The organism is Corallococcus exercitus (assembly GCF_042231735.1).
In the GTDB taxonomy this organism is placed as follows: domain Bacteria; phylum Myxococcota; class Myxococcia; order Myxococcales; family Myxococcaceae; genus Corallococcus; species Corallococcus exercitus_B.
Genome location: NZ_CP102577.1, coordinates 363862 through 381303, shown reverse-complemented (window position 1 = coordinate 381303; position 17442 = coordinate 363862). Strand labels below are relative to the sequence as shown.

General features: G+C 70.2%; 15 protein-coding genes. 8 read left to right on the top strand and 7 right to left on the bottom strand.

The window, feature by feature from the left end; all coding sequences use genetic code 11:
* Positions 1-32: 32 nt before the first annotated feature.
* From rpsG to NR792_RS01680, 4 genes are all read right to left on the bottom strand, one after another.
* Entirely contained in the window at positions 33-503 is a 471-nt protein-coding gene (rpsG, locus tag NR792_RS01695) for a 30S ribosomal protein S7 (protein ID WP_014395858.1), read from the bottom strand.
* Positions 504-674: 171 nt separating this feature from the next.
* The gene (gene rpsL, locus NR792_RS01690) at positions 675-1046 is read right to left on the bottom strand and encodes a 30S ribosomal protein S12 (RefSeq protein ID WP_014395857.1); all 372 of its coding nucleotides are present in this window, start codon (positions 1044-1046) and stop codon (positions 675-677) included.
* A gap of 223 nt (positions 1047-1269) precedes the next feature.
* Positions 1270-1764, bottom strand: coding sequence for a ribosomal protein S18-alanine N-acetyltransferase (gene rimI, locus NR792_RS01685; RefSeq protein WP_120530114.1), 495 nt, complete (start codon positions 1762-1764; stop codon positions 1270-1272).
* Complete coding sequence (locus NR792_RS01680; RefSeq protein WP_375758328.1) at positions 1761-2483, bottom strand: hypothetical protein; 723 nt, start codon at positions 2481-2483, stop codon at positions 1761-1763. Before NR792_RS01680 ends, rimI begins: the two co-directional genes overlap by 4 nt.
* A gap of 121 nt (positions 2484-2604) precedes the next feature.
* On the opposite strand from NR792_RS01680, the gene dnaJ reads away from it, so the two are divergent.
* The 7 genes from dnaJ to NR792_RS01645 all read left to right on the top strand — a co-directional run bounded on the left by dnaJ (position 2605) and on the right by NR792_RS01645 (position 13457).
* A complete protein-coding gene (gene dnaJ / locus NR792_RS01675; protein ID WP_375758327.1) occupies positions 2605-3786 on the top strand; it encodes a molecular chaperone DnaJ in 1182 nt (393 codons plus the stop codon).
* A gap of 79 nt (positions 3787-3865) precedes the next feature.
* On the top strand, positions 3866-4594 hold the full coding sequence (locus NR792_RS01670; RefSeq protein WP_375758326.1) for a HEAT repeat domain-containing protein: 729 nt from the start codon (positions 3866-3868) through the stop codon (positions 4592-4594).
* Positions 4595-4737: 143 nt separating this feature from the next.
* Entirely contained in the window at positions 4738-6441 is a 1704-nt protein-coding gene (locus tag NR792_RS01665; RefSeq protein WP_375758325.1) for an ATP-binding protein, read from the top strand.
* A 74-nt stretch (positions 6442-6515) separates the two neighbouring features.
* Entirely contained in the window at positions 6516-8237 is a 1722-nt protein-coding gene (gene argS, locus NR792_RS01660; protein WP_375758324.1) for an arginine--tRNA ligase, read from the top strand.
* Positions 8238-8251: 14 nt separating this feature from the next.
* Entirely contained in the window at positions 8252-10807 is a 2556-nt protein-coding gene (locus NR792_RS01655) for a 1-acyl-sn-glycerol-3-phosphate acyltransferase (protein ID WP_375758323.1), read from the top strand.
* An 82-nt stretch (positions 10808-10889) separates the two neighbouring features.
* Positions 10890-12062, top strand: a complete 1173-nt coding sequence (locus NR792_RS01650; RefSeq protein ID WP_375758322.1) for a type II CAAX prenyl endopeptidase Rce1 family protein — start codon at positions 10890-10892, stop codon at positions 12060-12062.
* A 72-nt stretch (positions 12063-12134) separates the two neighbouring features.
* On the top strand, positions 12135-13457 hold the full coding sequence (locus NR792_RS01645; protein ID WP_375758321.1) for a PLP-dependent aminotransferase family protein: 1323 nt from the start codon (positions 12135-12137) through the stop codon (positions 13455-13457).
* Between the two features lie 34 nt (positions 13458-13491).
* On the opposite strand, the gene NR792_RS01640 is transcribed toward NR792_RS01645, so the two are convergent.
* The 3 genes from NR792_RS01640 to NR792_RS01630 form a co-directional block, all read right to left on the bottom strand.
* Positions 13492-13707: a DUF5818 domain-containing protein gene (locus NR792_RS01640; protein ID WP_375758320.1), complete on the bottom strand. Its 216-nt coding sequence runs from the start codon at positions 13705-13707 to the stop codon at positions 13492-13494.
* Positions 13704-15521: a S8 family serine peptidase gene (locus tag NR792_RS01635; RefSeq protein ID WP_375758319.1), complete on the bottom strand. Its 1818-nt coding sequence runs from the start codon at positions 15519-15521 to the stop codon at positions 13704-13706. The genes NR792_RS01640 and NR792_RS01635 overlap by 4 nt, the downstream gene beginning before the upstream one ends.
* A 158-nt stretch (positions 15522-15679) precedes the next feature.
* Positions 15680-16315, bottom strand: coding sequence for an alpha/beta hydrolase (locus NR792_RS01630; RefSeq protein WP_375758318.1), 636 nt, complete (start codon positions 16313-16315; stop codon positions 15680-15682).
* 176 nt (positions 16316-16491) lie between these two features.
* Here NR792_RS01630 and NR792_RS01625 point away from each other — a divergent pair, with 176 nt between their 5' ends.
* Positions 16492-17433 (top strand): hypothetical protein, encoded by a 942-nt coding sequence (locus NR792_RS01625; RefSeq protein WP_375758317.1) that lies wholly within the window; start codon positions 16492-16494, stop codon positions 17431-17433.
* Positions 17434-17442: the final 9 nt, after the last annotated feature.

The window sequence follows — 17442 nt, the reverse complement described above, 5'->3', positions numbered from 1 at the left end:
CCGGGCGGCAACCGCGAAGCCCCTTTCGGGACCTACCAGCGGTAGTGAGCGAAGGCCTTGTTGGCTTCCGCCATCTTGTGCGTGTCTTCACGCTTCTTCACCGCGTTGCCGCGGTTGTTGGCGGCGTCCATGATCTCGCCGGCCAGCTTCTCCTGCATGGTCTTCTCACCACGCGCCTTGGCGTAGGAGATGATCCAGCGCATGCCCAGCGCGACGCGGCGGTCCTGACGGACCTCCACGGGCACCTGGTAGGTGGCGCCACCGACGCGGCGGCTCTTCACCTCGAGGACGGGCTTGACGTTGTCCAGGGCCTTCTTGAACGTCTTGAGGGGGTCTTCCTTCGCGCGCTCCTCCATGAGGGCGAAGGCGCCGTAGCACACGCCCTCCGCGATGGACTTCTTCCCCTTGCGCATCAGGTCGTTGACGAACTTGGTGACGAGCCGGTCCTGGAACTTCGGATCCGGGAGAATCTTCCGCTTGGCGACTACGCGACGACGAGGCATCTCTTCCCTTACGCCCCACTCCCCTCGCTCCGAGGGAAGCCTTGTTCAGGGGCTTCAAGAACGACTGCTTGGAACTTCCAGGGACACTCCCCAGGGTGTGGGGCCAGCGTCCGACACTTCTTCAGATACCGCGAAGGTGTTCCGCGCCAACGACGCGCGGGGGAACCGGAACTAGCTGGGGCGCTTGGCGCCGTACTTCGAACGGCTCTGCTTGCGACCGGCAACGCCCACGGAGTCCAGCGTGCCGCGGATGATGTGGTAGCGAACGCCCGGGAGGTCCTTCACACGGCCACCGCGGATCATGACCACCGAGTGCTCCTGGAGGTTGTGACCCACGCCGGGGATGTAGGAGGTGACCTCGATGCCGTTGGTGAGACGCACGCGGGCCACCTTGCGGAGGGCCGAGTTCGGCTTCTTCGGGGTCGTGGTGTAGACGCGCGTGCAAACGCCGCGCTTCTGGGGGCACTCCTTCAGGGCAGGGCTCTTGCCCTTGATGTTGAGCTTCTCGCGGCCCTTGCGGACGAGCTGGCTGATGGTCGGCACTGAAACCTCTTCTTCGATGGGGACCCCGCGTCCGGCTACACGAAAGCGGAGCATATCTACCTACAGGCTACACAAAAGGCCCGCGAGTATAGGGAGGGCCCCCCGGGTGTCAAGCATGGCTTGCCCCTGGGCCAGAACCGGCCAGAGGACCCGGGTGCATTCCCCTCACACCCGAAAAACCTGGGACTGCGACGACGGCCGGACGCTCTACTCCCTTACGCCCCTAGAAGTCGAGGACCATCACGATCGCGTCCTCGCCCTCGTCCACGTAGTAGTTCGGACGGATGCCGACCGGCCGGAAGCCCAGCGAGCGGTAGAGGTTGAGGGCGGATTCGTTGCCCCGGCGCACCTCCAGCGTGGCCAGGGAGCACCGCCGCGCCACGCCCCGGCGGAGGACCTCCTCCATCACGGTGCGCGCGACGCCCCGGCGGCGGTGCACGGGGGCGGTAGCGACGTTGAGGACGTGGACCTCGTCGTGGACGATCCAGAAGATGGCCAGGCCCAGGAGCTCCACGCCGCCCTCGGGGCGCGGCTCCTCCACGAGGAGGATGGTGGACCAGTCATGCTGGAGCTCGCGCCCGAGCAGCTCCGTGGACCAGGGGTTCTTGAAGGACGCCTTCTCCAGCGCCATCACCGCCGGCATGTCGTCCACGGTCATCTGCCGGATGAGGAAGCCCTTCCCCCTGTCGGGCGTCCCGTCCTCCCGCAGCCGTCTCATCGCCGTGCCTCCCGTGCGAAGGGCGCCACCCGCCGCACCTGCGCCGACCTGCGTACTTCAGCCAGGGCCTGGGCCGCCAGCTCTCCGTAGCGCGCCCGCACCAGCTCCTCGCGGATGGCCGTGCGCGCCGCCTGGTCGAACTCACCGGGGTACAGGTCCCGGTGCGCGTCATAGTGGTGACGAACCTCCGCCTCGCTCACCTGTGCCTTCAACCGGACCCGACTGTCGAGGATTCGCTCCGCCCTCAGCCCCCGCGCCAGCACGGCCACCAGGGCGTCGCGGTCCACGCCGTGCCGGGCCAGGAAGCGCTGGAGTGCCTCCTCCCCTCCCAGCCGTGCGCGGAAGGCGTCCAGCCGGACCTCCACCTCCGCCGGTTCGGCCGGGAAGGCCTGCAGGCGGTCCGCGCTCAGGACCTGGAGGCGCTGGTTGATGGACAGCTCCAGGGCCCCCCGGAGCGTCTGCTCGTCCAGCGGCAGGGCGGCGGCCTGCACGGCCCCCCGCTGGATCAGCGCCACCCGGGCCTCCATCTCCAGCTCGCTCTGGGTGAGGACCTGTCCCTCGATGACCGCCACGACGCGGTCCACCACCCTGCCCTCATCCATGGAGGGAGCGGGCGGCGGTGGGGCGGCATGGGCGGTCGTCCCGGACCCCAGGGCCACTGGAAGCAGTCCGCACGCCAGCCACAAGGGGGCCGTCCGGCGGGGGCGCGGTGCTGGCATGGCCTTCCTCATCTTCCGGCGACTGTAACCATCGCGGCGCTGTCCCGACATCCCGTGCTGGCGCTCACCGCCCCGCTGGTTACGTTCTTCCTTGTCGGGTACTGCACCACCCTAAAGACCTATGGCTGACGACTACTACCAGATTCTGGGCGTGCCACGGACGGCCTCGGCGGACGACCTCAAGAAGGCCTTCCGGAAGCTGGCGCGCCAGCACCACCCGGACGTCAACCCCGGGGACAAGGGGGCCGAGGAGAAGTTCAAGCGCATCAACACCGCCTTCGAGGTGCTGGGCGATCCGAAGAAGCGCGCGCTCTACGACGAGTTCGGCGAGGACGCGGAGAAGATCGGCTTCGACGAGAAGAAGGCCGCGGCCTACCGCCAGTACCGCGCGGCCCAGGCGGCCGGGGGCAGCGGCGGCGGCGGCATCCCCTTCAGCACCGAGGGCGTGGACCTGGGGGACCTCTTCAACGACATCTTCGGGCGCGCGGGTGCTGGCGGCGGCGGAGGCGGCTTCGACATCAACGACCTCTTCGGCCGGGGCCGGGGCGGCAGCCGGTCCACGGCGGCCGAGCGCGGCGACGACCTGACGACCCGCGTGCAGGTGTCCCTCGCCGAGGCCGTCACCGGCACCGAGCGCACCCTGTCCCTCCAGCGTCCGGGCCGCTGCTCCAAGTGCCACGGCGAGGGCAACACGGGGAAGCTGGTGACGTGCCCCACGTGCAACGGCACGGGCCGGGCGCGCCGGGGCGGCGCCATGTTCGGCGGGTCCGGCGTGTGCCCCACCTGCCGCGGCAGCGGGAAGGCCCCGGAGCCCTGCTCCCAGTGCGGCGGCAGTGGCATCAAGGAGGAGACGACCCGGCTGACGGTGAAGATTCCGGCGGGCGTCGTCACCGGCTCCAAGGTGCGGCTGGCGGGCCAGGGCGCGGCGGGCATCCAGGGGGGCCCTCCGGGGGACCTCTACATCGAGACGGAGGTGTCCGAGCACCCGCTGGTCCGCCGCGAGGGTGACGACCTCTACCTGGATCTCCCGGTGACGGTGTCCGAGGCGCTCCTGGGCGGCGAGGTGCGCGTGCCCACGTTCCAGGGCGAGGTGACGCTGAAGGTCCCGGCGGGTTCGCAGTCCGGCCGCAAGATGCGGCTCAAGGGACGCGGCGTCCCGTCGCTCCGGGGAGGCACCCCGGGCGACATGTACCTGCTGCTCCAGGTGAAGGTCCCCGAGGAGGCCACGGACGAGGTCCGGGCCGCCGCGGAGACGCTGGCGCGGGCCTACCGGGGAGACGTGCGCCGGGAGCTGTCGTTGTAGTCGTCTTGCCTCTTGTCCTCGAAGGCGCACCGTCCTACATGGCGCCTCCACCTTCCGAATCCGGAGCGGGTACGTACCTATGGGTCTCTTCGATATCTTCACGGGCGGCTCGGGCCCCGAAAAAGCCCTCAAGCTCAAGTCCAAGGTGACCCAGAAGTACGGGGAGCCGTCCACGCGGCAGAAGGCCCTGCAGCAGCTGGGGGAGATGAAGTACCCCGAGGCCGTCACGGTGCTGCTCAGCCGGTTCACCATCACCGTGGACCCGCTCACCACCGACGCGGACGAGAAGGAACACACCTTCGAGCTCATCAAGCACTTCGGCCAGGACGCCGTCGCGCCGGTGAGCGCCTTCCTCAAGACGAGCGATCAGGCCACGTCCTGGGCGCTGCGCATCCTCCAGGAGCTGCTCTCCGAGGACGCGCTCATGGGCGTCATCGCCGACACGCTCCTGCACCTGTCCTCCCGCTACACGCGCGACCCGGAGAAGAAGGTCGTGCTGCTGCACCACGTGCTGGGCAAGCAGGACCCGCGCGTGGCCCCGGCCGTCCTCCCCTTCCTGGAGGACATGTCCGACGACGTGAAGATCGCCGCCATCAACGTCCTGGGGCCCCTGAAGTACGAGCCGGCGCGCGAGCCCCTGCTCCAGCTGCTCACCTCCGAGGACACCGCGCGCCGCGTGCAGACCGTGGCGCTGGCGGCCCTGGCGGAGAGCGGCTTCGGCGTGCAGGGCTACCAGGACAAGGTGCAGGCCGCCCTCGTGGAGCCCTACAGCCTGGACAAGGACGGCCGCATCCAGCGCCGGCCGTGAGCAGGCGCCCGGCCGTTCCCGGGATGTAGGCCCGGACGGCGGGGCTGGGGGGCTGTCGGACACCTGACACGCTCGGCGTTGGTGGAGGGCGCCGGGCTCCGGTGAGGTTCCCTCCCACGCGGAACATGAAGCAGGATTCACGCGTGCCATCGAAGAAGAAGGGTCCGCAGCTCGCAGAGGTGGTTCCGCTGCGCCCCGCCGCCACCACCGCGAAGAAGGTTCCCCCGAAGCGGACGGCCAAACCGCCTCCGCCCGTGGACACCGACACCGCCGCCCAGGCGTTGCTGGAGATGGGCCGGCAGCTCACCGACAACGCGGGCCCCACCGAGGCCCTGCGCGCGCAGCTGCAGACGCTCCACACGCTGCTCAAGCCGAAGGTCTGCTACGTCGCGCGCCACTTCCCGTCGCGCAACCAGCTGCACGTGGAGCACGTGCGCGGACGCTACGACGAGCGCGTCACCGCCGCCGTCCCGGGAGAGGGCGTGGTGGGCCGGTGCTTCACCGACAAGGTGCTCCTGCGCGAGGACGACACCGTCGCCGTTCCCCTGGAGGGACCGCAGGGCGTGACGGGCGTGCTCGTGGTGCTGGGCGCGCGCCGCAAGGCGTCCGACGTGCTGATGCAGTCGCTGGCGTCGCAGCTCACCGCCGCCTACGAGGTGGCCCGGCTGCGCGACGACAGCGCCCGGCGCAACAAGGACCTGCAGACGGCCATCGCGGGCCTCAAGAGCCTGGAGCAGAACCGCGAGGAGCTGCTCGGCAACGTGTCCCACGACTTGAAGAACCCGCTCACCACCATCAAGGCCTACCTGGCCATGCTGGGCCGGGAGAAGCTGGGTGCGCTGACGGACGGCCAGCGCCGCGCGGTGCAGATCTGCGATCGCAACGCGGACCGGCTGCTGCAGCAGGTGAACGACCTGGTGCTGATGTCCCGGCTGTCGTCCGGGAAGATGCAGCTCAACCAGCGCCCCTTCGGCCTCAAGGCCGTGGCGGAAGAGGTGATCCGGGGGCTGGGCGCCGTCGCGGAGCACAGCCGCGTGCGCGTGGTGATTCCCCCCTGCCCGGAGGTGTTCGTCCGGGGCGACCGCGAGCGCATCTCCGAGGCCATCCACAACCTCGTGGAGAACGGCATCCACCACAGCGAGACGGACGACGTCGTCGAGGTGAGCGTGTCGTCCAGCGAGGGCCTGGGCATCCTCACCGTGAAGGACTCCGGCCAGGGCATGACGGCCGAGGCGCTGGAGCACGTCTTCGACTCGTTCTACCGCGCGCAGCCGGGCATGCCCCGTCCGCCGGGCGCGGGCCTGGGCCTGCCGCTCGTCGCGAAGATCGTCGCGCTGCACGGCGGCCGCGTGGACGCGTCCAGCGTGCTGGGCGAGGGCAGCACGTTCCAGATGGTCCTGCCCCTGTTCGCGAGCGCCGTGAGCGCCCCGGACGTGAACCAGGCGGCGCCCAAGGCGGGCGGCATCCTCCTGGTGGAGGACGACGTGGACTGCCGCGAGGTCCTGGAGCAGGTGCTGGAGCAGGAGGGCTACCGGGTGATGGCCACGTCCGGCGCCGCCGAGGCGCGCTCCATCCTGTCCCACATCCGGCCGGCCATGGTGCTGCTGGACCTGCGGCTGTCGGGGGAGGACGGACGCTCCGTGCTCCACTACATCCGCACCACGGAGTCGCTGGCGGACGTGGTCGTCTACATCATCTCGGGCGCGAGCGACGTGGCGTCCCTCACCTCGGGTGAAGGGCCGGACCGCATCGACGGGTACTTCGAGAAGCCGCTGAAGCTGCCCAAGCTGCTGGACACCGTGGCCTCGGTGGTGCGCCCCAAGAGCCGCGGCCCCGCCGTGACCTGAAAGACGCTCCGGCGCCTTCCCCACAGAAGAGGTGGCTGGAAGGCGCCCCGCCTTGGGTAGTATCCGCGCGGTCCATGAGCACTTCCGTCTACTCCCGCTACCGCGCGGCGTTCGCCCAGGCCCTGGCCGGGGCCCTGGGTGTCCCCGCCGCCGACATCGAGCCCCAGGTCAAGCCCGCGGACCCCGCGCACGGCGACCTGAGCTTCGCCACCTTCCCCCTCGCCAAGGCGCAGAAGAAGGCGCCCCCCGCCATCGCCGCGCAGCTGGCGCAGACACTCCAGGTCCCGGGCCTGGAGGTGAAGGCCGTGGGCCCGTACGTCAACGCGCGCTTCCTCCCCCTCCCCTTCACCCAGGAGGTCATCGACGGCGTGCGCCTGGCGGGCGTGGCCTACGGCAGCGACGCGGAGGACGGCAAGGGCAAGACGGTGGTCATCGACTACTCGTCGCCCAACATCGCCAAGCCCATTGGCTTCCACCACATCCGCACCACGTTCCTGGGCCACTGCATCGCGAACCTGTACCGCGCGCTGGGCTGGCGCGTGGAGGGCATCAACTACCTGGGTGACTGGGGCAAGCAGTTCGGCCTCGTGGCCGTGGGCTTCCAGGAGTACGGCGACCCGGCGCGCATCGACGACATGGCGCACCTGGTCCAGGTCTACGTGCAGGCCAACAAGCGCGCTGGCGAGGACCCCGCCTTCGACGAGAAGGCCCGCGAGTTCTTCCGCCGCATGGAGGCCAACGAGCCGGAGGCGATGAAGCTCTGGAACCAGTTCCGGGAGACGAGCCTCAAGGGCTTCAAGCGCGTCTACGCGCGCATGGGCATCGACTTCGAGCACATCGAGGGTGAGAGCCGCTACCAGGGCAAGATGGACGCGGTCATCGAGCAGATCGCGAAGAAGCCCGGCACGAAGGAGTCCCAGGGCGCCATCATCGTGGACATGCCCTACGCGGACGGCGAGCCGCCCGTGCTCCTCAAGAAGAACGACGGCAGCACGCTCTACGCCACGCGCGACCTGGCCGCCGCCGAGGACCGCTACGCGCGCTTCCAGTTCGACAAGTCGCTCTACGTCGTCGCGCAGGACCAGGCGCTGCACTTCCGCCAGGTGTTCCGCACCCTGAAGGAGATGGGGCAGCCGTGGGCGGACAAGTGCGTGCACGTGCCGTTCGGCCGCATCCACGGCATGAGCACGCGCAAGGGCCAGGTGGTGGAGCTGGATCAGGTCCTGGACGAGGCGAAGGAGCGCGTGCTCCAGCGCGTGAAGGAGAACGTCGCGCAGGGCAACCTGGAGACGACGGACGCGGACGCGCTGTCGGAGCAGATCGGCCTGGGCGCCATCGTCTTCGGCGACCTGAAGCACAACCGCGCCAGCGACTACACGTTCGACTGGGACGAGGTGACGAGCCTGGAGGGGCACACGGGGCCCTATCTCCAGTACGCGCACGCCCGGAGCGCGAACGTGCTGCGCAAGGGCGGCGGCGTGCCCACGGCGTACGACCCCGCGCTGCTCACGCTCCCGGAGGAGCAGGCCCTGGTGCGCGAGCTGATGCGGCTGCCGGACACGGTGAAGGCGGCGGCGGAGCAGTACGAGCCGAGCCTCGTGGCGCGGCTGCTGCTGGACGTCGCGGCGGCGTACAGCCGCTACTACACGGCGGGTAACAAGGACCGCGACAAGCGCATCCTCGTCGAAGGGAATGACGCGGTACGGGCGGCGCGGTTGGCGCTCACGGACGCGACTCGCATCACGCTGGCGGCGGGGCTCACCTTGCTGGGCATCCCGACGCCGGAAAACATGTAGCCTGGGGGGCTGCGATGGACACCGCGCTGGCGCAGACCGCGACGCAAGGAGAGGCCTTGAAGGAGGAATTCGGTCCCATGTCCCGGGTGCTCGGGGCACGGTACTTCGACGGGGTGCATTTCCCCCCCGAGGCCGAGAACGAGCTGCGCGCGCTCAGCGCCCGGGGCTTCGTGGTGCACGTCATGCGCACCACCGCGTGGATCAACTTCCTCTACATCGCGTGGGCCATGGTCCGCCGGGCCATGCCGCCCATCCGCGCGGTGGTGAACCTGCGCCCGTGGTTCACCCGGCCCTGGCGTCAGACGGCGCAGGGCGGCGCGGTGGAGGAGCGCTTCCGCTACGCCCGCGAGCAGGGCGGCAGCGGCCTGGTGTTCCTGCGCCGCACGGCGCTCCTGCACGCCTCCGGCAAGGAGACGCGCGAGGATCCCTTCCCCGAGCTGGTCCGGCTGGCGCGCGGATCCGAGCGGCCGGTGTTCCTGGTGCCGGAGCTGTTCGTCTGGGAGAAGCGCGCCGCGAAGCTCAAGCCGGGCTGGCGCGACGTGGTGTTCGGAAGCCCCGAGGCACCGGGCTTCGTGCACTCCATGGTGGCCTTCTTCCGCAACTACAAGCGCGCGCAGTTCCGCGTGGGAGAGCCCATCGACCTGCGCCGCTTCATCGAGGAGAACCCGGGCGTCAGCGACGAGGTGCTGGCGCGCAAGGTGCGCAGCACGCTGCACGTGTACCTGGCGCGTGAGACGCGCGCGGTGTTCGGTCCGCCGCAGAAGCCCACGGACCGGCTCATCGAGGAGACGCTGCGCGACCGGCAGCTGCGCAAGGTGCTGGACGAGCACGCCGCCGCCACCGGCCGCAAGCCCACGAGCGTGCAGCGCGAGGCGAAGCGCAACCTGGAGGCCATCGCGGCCAGGCTCAACCCGTCCGTGCTGGCGCTCATCGCGCCGGTGCTGGAGTGGGTGTTCAACCGCATCTACGACGGCATTGGCGTGGACGAGGCGGGCCTGCACCGCGCGCTCAAGGCCGCGGGCAAGGCGCCGGTGGTGCTCTGCCCCAGCCACAAGAGCCACGTGGACTACCTGGTGATGAGCTGGGTGTTGTGGAACCGGGGCTACACCGCGCCGCTGGTCGCCGCGGGCGCGAACCTGTCCTTCTGGCCCCTGGGCCCGCTGTTCCGCCGCTGCGGCGCGTTCTTCCTGCGCCGGTCGTTCAAGGGCGACAAGGTCTACGCCGCGTCCTTCAAGGCGTACATCAAGAAGCTGGTGCACGACGGCATCCACCAGGAGTTCTTCCCCGAGGGCGGACGCTCCCGCACGGGCAAGCTGCTCACGCCCAAGCTGGGCATGCTCACGTGGCAGGTGGAGGCGGTGCTGGACGGCGCTCGCAACGACCTCTACTTCGTGCCCGTCTCCATCGACTACGAGAAGGTGGTGGAGTCCGACAGCTACTCGAAGGAGCTGGCCGGCGGGGAGAAGAAGCCGGAGGACTTGAAGGCCCTCTTGAGCGCGCCCAAGGTGCTGGCGGCGCGCTACGGCCGCATCCACCTCACCTTCGACGAGCCGCTGTCGCTGGTGGAGTTCATGAAGGCGCGTGGCCTGTCGCCGCAGGAGCCGGTGACGGACGAGCAGAAGAAGGGCCTGGTGCGCGCGCTGGGCAACCGCGTGATGTACGGCATCAGCAAGGTGTCCACCGTCACGCCGCACGCGCTGGTGAGCGCGTCGCTCCTGGCCCACCGCCGGCGCGGCCTCACCCAGCGCGAGCTCACGGACCGGATCAGCCTGCTGCGCCGCATCGCCTCCGAGGACGGCGCGCGGCTGTCCAAGGAGCTGGCCAACGCGCCGAGCAACCCGGAGACGCTGGGCCCCATCCAGGACGCGATGCGCGAGTTCATCTCCGACGAGATGGTGCGCACGAAGGAGGCGCGCGGCGAGGTCAGCTACCAGGTGGAGGACGCGCGCCGCCCGGAGATGTCCTTCTACAAGAACACACTGATGAACCTGGTGGCCGCGCGCAGCCTGGTGGCCAACGCGCTGCTCGCGGGCACGCCCGCGCCGTACGACACCGTGAAGGCCCGCGCGCTGTTCCTGTCGCGCCTCTTCAAGGTGGAGTTCATCTACCGGGTGGGCGCGTCGTTCGACACCATCTTCTCCGAGTGCGTGGAGCGGCTCGTGCGCATGGGCCTGGTCATCCACGAGGGCGACACGCTCACGCGCGCGCCGGAGGCCCACGCGCAGCCGGACCTGGAGTTCCTCGCGGACCTGCTGCGCGACTTCCTGGAGGCCTACCTGCTGGCCGCCATGACGTTGCCGGACGTGGCCGCGGGCGTGGCCACCGACCGCAAGACGTTCGTCAAGCTGGCGCTGGAGACCGGGCGCCTCGAGTACAACGCCGGCCGCATCACCGCCGCCGAGTCCCTGGCGAAGACGACGCTGGAGAACGCGGTGGAGTACCTGTTGGATCAGCGCATCCTCGTGGAAGAGGACAAGAAGCTGCGGCTGGGAGATCCGGCCGCGGCGGCGGAGCTGCCCCGGAAGAACCCGCTCGCGGAGCAGATCCGCGGCTATCTCCACCGGGCCTGAGCAGCGCCATCAGCGCCTCGAAGCGAACGCGGCACCCCACCCCTCTTCCGCCTGGCGGAAAGAGGGGGCAGGAGACGACACGGTGGACGAAGCCTCCCCTTCCAGCGACCCGCGGCCGGCGGAGGCCCCCGCGCCGCTGTCGCCGCCCCACCCCGTGCTCGCCGCGGCCCTGGCCTTCGGCCTCTTCCTGACGCTGGGAGCGCTGACCCAGCTGCTCAACCCCGCGTTCGGCGTGTGGTTCACGGAAGTGTTCCTCTTCCTGGGCCTCGCGTGGATCATGCTGCGCCGCTCGGGGTACCGGCCCGCCGCCTACGTGGGCCTCACCCCGTTCCCGGGCCCTGCCGCGCTGTTCGGCTTCCTGCTGGGCGTGGCCAACTTCTTCGCCGTGGTGGTGCCCGTGCAGTTCCTCGCGCAGCGGGTGGCCCCCGCGTGGCTGCGCGAGCTGTTCGACGCCTCGCGCCTCTTCGAGGGCCAGGCGCCCGTGGAGCTGGCGCTGCTGCTGGGCGGCGTGTCCGTGGCCGCGCCGCTGTGCGAGGAGGTCTTCTTCCGCGGTCTCTTCCAGCGGGCCCTGACGCCGCCCGCCCCGGCCTCGCCGTGGCGCGCGCTGATCATCACGTCGGTGGTGTTCAGCGCGTTCCACCTGGATCCGGTGGGCTTCCTCGCGCGGGCGGAGCTGGGGCTGCTGTTCGGCTGGCTCTTCCTGCGCACCGGCTCGCTGTGGCCGGGCATCGCGGCGCACGCGGCCAACAACATCGTGTCGTCGGTGCTGTTCCTCGTCGCCACGCACTCGGGGCTCGCGAAGGACGGGGCGACGGACGACGTGACGGACTGGCGCGCCGTGCTGGGGCTGGCGCTCGTGGGGTGGACGGCGATGCTGGGCCTGCGCGCCGCGTCCCGGCACTTCCCCTCGGTCTGGGGACGCGGAACGATGCCCGGAGACGAGGAGGTGCGCGCCACGAAGCCCGTGCCCCTCTTCGCCGTGCAGCTGCTGCCCTGGGTGACGGCCGCCACGCTGTCCCTGGTGGCCCTGGCACTCGTGGATGGGCGCGGCGTGTCCCTGAGCGTCTACGACGTCCAGCACCCGGTGGAGCCGCTGGGCAAGAACGCGGATCCGGCGCTCCAGGCCGAGCGCAAGGCCCTGCGACAGCTTCGCGACGCCGTGCGCAGGGGCGAGGTGCCCATGGAGGCCTACGAGGAGGAGCGGCTCCGGCAGTCGGAGGCACATGGCCCCGGCAAGGGCAAGCCCCGCCGCTGAGGGGGCACCGGAAGCGATTCCAGGGGGACCCTGGCACTGGCGGGCCGTGGCCTCCTATCGTCCACGTCCGCCATGCTCACGCCTGACCTCCTGCACGCCTCGCTGGCCGATCCGCTCCTGGACGTGATGAACTTCCTGAACGAGATCGCGATCCGGTTCCCGGAGGCGATCTCCTTCGCGCCCGGCAGGCCGAACGAGAAGTTCTACGACTCCCGGCAGATCGCCACGTACCTGGACGCCTACCAGCGCTACCTGCGCGAGGAGCGGGGCCTCAGCGAGGCGAAGGTCACCAGCCTCCTGTTCCAGTACGGCCGGACCAACGGCCACATCGGAGAGCTGCTCGCGCGGATGCTGGAGAAGGACGAGGGCATCCGCGCGGCGCCGGAGTCCATCGTCGTCACCGTCGGCTGCCAGGAGGGCATGTTCCTCTCCCTGCGCGCCCTCTTCTCCCAGCCGGAGGACGTGCTGCTGGTGGGCATGCCCTGCTACATCGGCATCACCGGCGCGGCGCGGCTCCTGGACATCGCGGTCGCCCCGGTGCCCGAGCGCGAGGACGGGCTGGACCTGGATGCGCTCGAGGCGCGGCTGAGGGAGCTGCGCGCGGAGGGCAAGCGGCCCCGCGCGCTCTACCTCGTCGCGGACTTCGCCAACCCGTCCGGACGCAGCCTCCCGGAGGCGTCACGCCAGCGCCTGCTGGACATCGCCGCGCGCGAGCAGTTCCTCATCCTGGAGGACAACCCCTACGGCTTCTTCTCGCGCGAGGGCTCGCGCAAGCCCACCCTCAAGGCGCTGGATGAGCGCCAGCAGGTCATCTACCTGGGCTCGTTCTCCAAGTCCGCGTTCCCCGGCCTGCGCCTGGGCTTCGCCGTGGTGGATCAGCGCGTCGCCGGACCGGACGGCAAGACGCACCTGCTCGCGGACGCGTTCTCCAAGATCAAGAGCCTGCTGACCGTGAACACGTCGTCGCTGTGCCAGGCCATCGTGGGCGGCATGCTGGTGCTGAACGACGGCGGGCTCCTGGAGGCGAACCAGGAGGCCATCCGCTTCTACAAGAACAACATGGACGCGACGCTCCAGGCGCTGGAGCGCGCCTTCCCCCGGAGCGCGGCCTGGGCTCGCGACGTGACGTGGAACGTGCCGGACGGGGGCTTCTTCCTCGTCATGAAGCTGCCCATCGAAGTGGACGAGGCGCTGCTGGAGGAGTCCGCGCGCGACTTCCAGGTGCTCTGGACGCCCATGCGCTACTTCTACCTGGGCGAAGGCGGCGAGCACGAGCTGCGGCTGTCGTGCAGCTACCTCACGCCGGAGCAGATCGACGTGGGCATCTCCCGCCTGGCCCGGCACCTCCAGAAGGCCGTGACGGAGCGGCAGGCCGCGCGGGCCCTCGCGGGGTGAGGCCCTCCAAGGGGCGCTCACCCCGGGCGCCCCTTCAGTCCGCGGTGTACGAGGTGACGTGGAACACCGGCCCCACCATGGCGGCGGTGAGGGTGTCGCGCTGGATGCTGCCCTCGGCGGAGATGCGCTGACCGTCCTTCTTGATCTTCCGGTCACCGCCCGCCAGCTGGTACGTCCGGCCGTCGTCGGCCTTCAGGACCCACACGCCGCCCTCCAGGTCCTGGTACTGCACCGTGCCGGAGAGCTTCATGCGTCCTCCCGCTTGAGCATCGCGCGAGCGATGACGAGGCACACCACCGTGTTGAAGCCCAGCCACGGCTTCGCCAGGAAGGTGAACGGCATCCACGCCAGGGCCGGAGCGCCCGCCCACGCCGCGTAGGCCAGGAAGCCCGCGAAGCCCAACGCCAGGCCGCCCACCGCCGGACGGAAGCCCCGCCACGCGATGGCCGGCAGCGACAGCACCAGGGGGATGAGCGCGCTGTAGAACAGCGGATTGACCGTGCCCCGGCCGAAGATGATGCGCTGCCAGTCCGGGATGGGCAGCGACGCCACGCTCACCACGTCCTGGGCCGTGCCCGCCGCGCCCGCGAACCAGGTGCGCAGGAAGAAGAAGCCCACCGTGGAGAGGACCAGCGGCACGAGGAACGCCGGGCGGAAGAGCACGTTGAGGTAGCCCGGACGCTCGCGGCCGCGCAGCGTGAGCAGCACCACCGCGAGCAGCGCCGCCGCCCAGGCCAGCGACGGCCACCGGGGAGAAGCGCCCTTGTTGAAGGCCTGCAGCGACGCGTTGGCGTTGAGGACGCCGTGGCCGTACTCCTCCGACCAGGCCTGGTTCTCCGCCACCTTCGCGCCGGCGTAGAGCGCCTGCTCCACCTCGTCCGGCGAGGCGGCGCCCGCGCCGTAGAGCATGGCGGCGACGGCGGCCACGTGCGGGGCGGCCATGCTGGTGCCCTGGTACCAGGCGTAGATGGAGCGCGACGGGTCGCGCGGGTCGATGGTGTTCTGCAGGATGCCGCCGGAGTCGCCCTGGCGCTTGTCACCACCGGGCGCCGCGATGTCCAGCTCCTTGCCGTAGGACGAGTACGGCGCGCGCGAGCCGGACGGACCCACCGCGCTCACCGCCACCGCGCCCGGGTACGCCGCGGGGAACTCCACCTTGCCGCGTCCGGTGTTGCCCGCCGCGGCCACCACGGTGACGCCCTTCTTGCGCGCGTAGTCCACCGCGCTGGCCATGACCTGCGAGTACAGGCCTCCGCCCAGCGACATGTTGATGACCTTCGCGTCGTGGTCCGCCGCGAAGCGGATGGCGTCCGCGATGTCCGCGGAGGTGCCGCTGCCGAAGTGGTTGAGCACCTTGAGGGGCATCAGCGTCGCGTCGAATGCCACGCCCGCCACGCCCTCGCCGTTGTTGGTGGCCTGCGCGATGGTGCCCGCCACGTGCGTGCCGTGGCCGTGGTCGTCGTTGGCGTGCTCGTCGTCGTTGACGAAGTCATAGCCCTTCACGAACGACACGCCCTTCAGGTCCGGCACCTGCTTGAAGTCGTCGTGGTCCTCGTAGGCGATGCCCGTGTCGATGACCGCCACCACCACGCCCTTGCCCCGGTTGCCGTCCCAGGCCTTCGGCATGTCGATCATCCGGAGGTTCCACTGGGCTTCGAACTGGGGGTCGTTCGGCGTGTAGCTGGTGCGCACCTGCATGAGCGGCTCGGCGGACTCCACCGCCGGGTTCTGGCGGACGCGCTGGAGCACGTCCTCCACGTCGTCCACGCCCACCGCCAGCGTGACGCCCGTCCGGGGGCCCTCCAGGGAGTTGAACTCCAGGTCCACGCCCCACTCCTGCTCCCAGGCGTCGAACTGCTCCTTCGTGGTGCCGTCCTTGAAGTCCACCACGATGGCGCCGGACACCACGTCATCCGAGCCCTCCGCCACCGCCCGGGCCACCTCCGCCTCCGCGGCCGCCAGGTCCTGCCCGGCCGGGGCCTCCGGCTCCCGCGACGCGGAAGCACACGCCGAGGCCGACAGGGCCAGCGCCGCGAGAACCACGTTCCATCGCCTCATCCGCATCGGGACACTCCTTGAACGAAGACGCCTCGAAGACCCACTACGAACGCACGGCGGGACGATTGGGTCTGCGCTTTCAGTCTGTCCGCCCCCCGGCCGGCCGTGCAAGGCGCCGGGGATGAAGAAACGTCAAGAAGTCCGCCGGCTTGCACGCCCCCGCCCTACCCGCCTGCCAGCCGCTGGAGCCACGCCGCCGCCGCCCGGCCCACCTGGGGAAGGTTGCGATGGAAGGTCGCCCCGGCATCGTCGATGACCTCTAAATCGCCCCCGGCCTCGGCGACAGCGGCGGCCAGCGCCGCCCGGGGCACCCGGGTGTCCTCCGCCCCGACAATCACCAGCAGCGGACATGACAGTCGCACGAGCGACAGCGGGTCCACATCCGGCGCCACCAGACACAGTCCGCCCACCGCCGGGTGCCGCTCCTGGAGCGCCAGCGCCACCCGGGCCCCGCCGTGCAGCGACGCCACCGCGAGCGCGGTCGTGCCCGCGTTCTCCAGCGCCACCCGCATCGCGGCCTCCGCGTCCTCCACCAGCGCCCCGCCGGTGCCCCGGACACCCTGGCTGGCCCCCACGCCCCGGTGGTTGAAGCGCAGGGTGGGAAAGCCCGCCCGCGCCACCGCGAAGGCCAGCTCCGCCGCCACGACGTGATCCATCCCGCCCCCTTCTTCCGGCCGGGGCGGGAGGATGAGCAGCGGCGGCGACTTCTGGCCCCGGTGCACCGTGCCCTCCATCACCGCGCCGTCCGACCCCACGGGGATGAGCGTGGAGCGCTCCAGGAACTGACCTTTCTGGACCATGCCCCCACCTTAACCGCCCCCTCCCGTCCCACCCTGTCCAGACGTCCGCAACGCAGCGCGTTGCACACATTCGGTGACCGGCTCGCAACTTTTCGGCGCTTCGGGTGAGAATGGATCAACGCAGCAAGCTTTCCCTCCCCCCTTCAAAAATCCGCAAACCGCAGGAGCCTCAAGCCATGGGAACCATCGGGCGCACCTCCAACAACAACATCGCGCGCACCACCACGACGGGTGCGGCTGGCACGACCCCCGCGGCGAAGCCTGCCACCGCGGCGGCCACGGCGAAGCCGGCCAACACCGTGAAGGACGGCTTCGACGCCAAGGCGACGAACAGCGCGGTGCGCACCGCGGCCCCCGCGGCCGTGTTCACCGCCCCGGCGGGCGCGAAGGACAAGGCCTATGACGGCAAGATCATGGGCAAGGGCGGGCAGGCCTTCGACGCCAGCACCCCGCTGAGCCAGGTCCCCGCCTACGAGCCCAAGGGCGGCGTGAAGCAGCCCGGCACCATCATCTACGTGAACGGGATGATGACGGACAAGGCGGGTCAGGAGACCACGCTGCAGGCCATCGCGGACAAGACGGGCCAGAAGACCATCGGCATCCACAACTCCACCGAGGGCTTCTTCAAGGACCTGGGCCAGTGCATCACGGACAAGATGGACAAGGGCAAGAACCCGGCGGTGGATACGCTGGCGGACTCGCTCTACAACGAGCTGAAGGCCGGCCGTGACGTGCACCTGATGGCGCACAGCCAGGGTGGCCTCATCACCAGCCGCGCGCTGAACGACGTGGCCAAGCGGCTGCGCATCGAAGACGGGTTGTCCCCCGCGCAGGTGCAGGAGAAGCTGGGCAAGGTCTCCGTGGAGACCTTCGGCGCCGCGGCGGCGACCTACCCGGACGGCCCCAAGTACGTCCACTACGTCAACGACAAGGACCCCGTGCCGGGCCTCTTCGGTCTGGGCACCAGCGGCAAGGGCCCCCTGGACCTGCTCAAGCACGCGGGCAAGGACGCGAAGATCCGCTACTTCTCCGAGAAGAGCATCTTCTCTGGCGCGCACAACATCAACGACACGTACCTCAACCAGCGCGTCCCGTTCGACCAGGCGCGCGCCGGCTAGTTCTCATCC

Bases quoted from the DNA above. Each gene is read 5' to 3' on its own strand.
- rimI (WP_120530114.1), bottom strand. From the start codon at position 1,764: ATGAGACGGCTGCGGGAGGACGGGACGCCCGACAGGGGGAAGGGCTTC.
- NR792_RS01645 (WP_375758321.1), top strand. From the start codon at position 12,135: ATGCTCACGCCTGACCTCCTGCACGCCTCGCTGGCCGATCCGCTCCTG.
- dnaJ (WP_375758327.1), top strand. From the start codon at position 2,605: ATGGCTGACGACTACTACCAGATTCTGGGCGTGCCACGGACGGCCTCG.
- rpsG (WP_014395858.1), bottom strand. From the start codon at position 503: ATGCCTCGTCGTCGCGTAGTCGCCAAGCGGAAGATTCTCCCGGATCCG.
- NR792_RS01635 (WP_375758319.1), bottom strand. From the start codon at position 15,521: ATGCGGATGAGGCGATGGAACGTGGTTCTCGCGGCGCTGGCCCTGTCG.
- NR792_RS01680 (WP_375758328.1), bottom strand. From the start codon at position 2,483: ATGCCAGCACCGCGCCCCCGCCGGACGGCCCCCTTGTGGCTGGCGTGC.
- NR792_RS01670 (WP_375758326.1), top strand. From the start codon at position 3,866: ATGGGTCTCTTCGATATCTTCACGGGCGGCTCGGGCCCCGAAAAAGCC.
- argS (WP_375758324.1), top strand. From the start codon at position 6,516: ATGAGCACTTCCGTCTACTCCCGCTACCGCGCGGCGTTCGCCCAGGCC.
- NR792_RS01630 (WP_375758318.1), bottom strand. From the start codon at position 16,315: ATGGTCCAGAAAGGTCAGTTCCTGGAGCGCTCCACGCTCATCCCCGTG.
- NR792_RS01625 (WP_375758317.1), top strand. From the start codon at position 16,492: ATGGGAACCATCGGGCGCACCTCCAACAACAACATCGCGCGCACCACC.
- NR792_RS01655 (WP_375758323.1), top strand. From the start codon at position 8,252: ATGGACACCGCGCTGGCGCAGACCGCGACGCAAGGAGAGGCCTTGAAG.
- NR792_RS01640 (WP_375758320.1), bottom strand. From the start codon at position 13,707: ATGAAGCTCTCCGGCACGGTGCAGTACCAGGACCTGGAGGGCGGCGTG.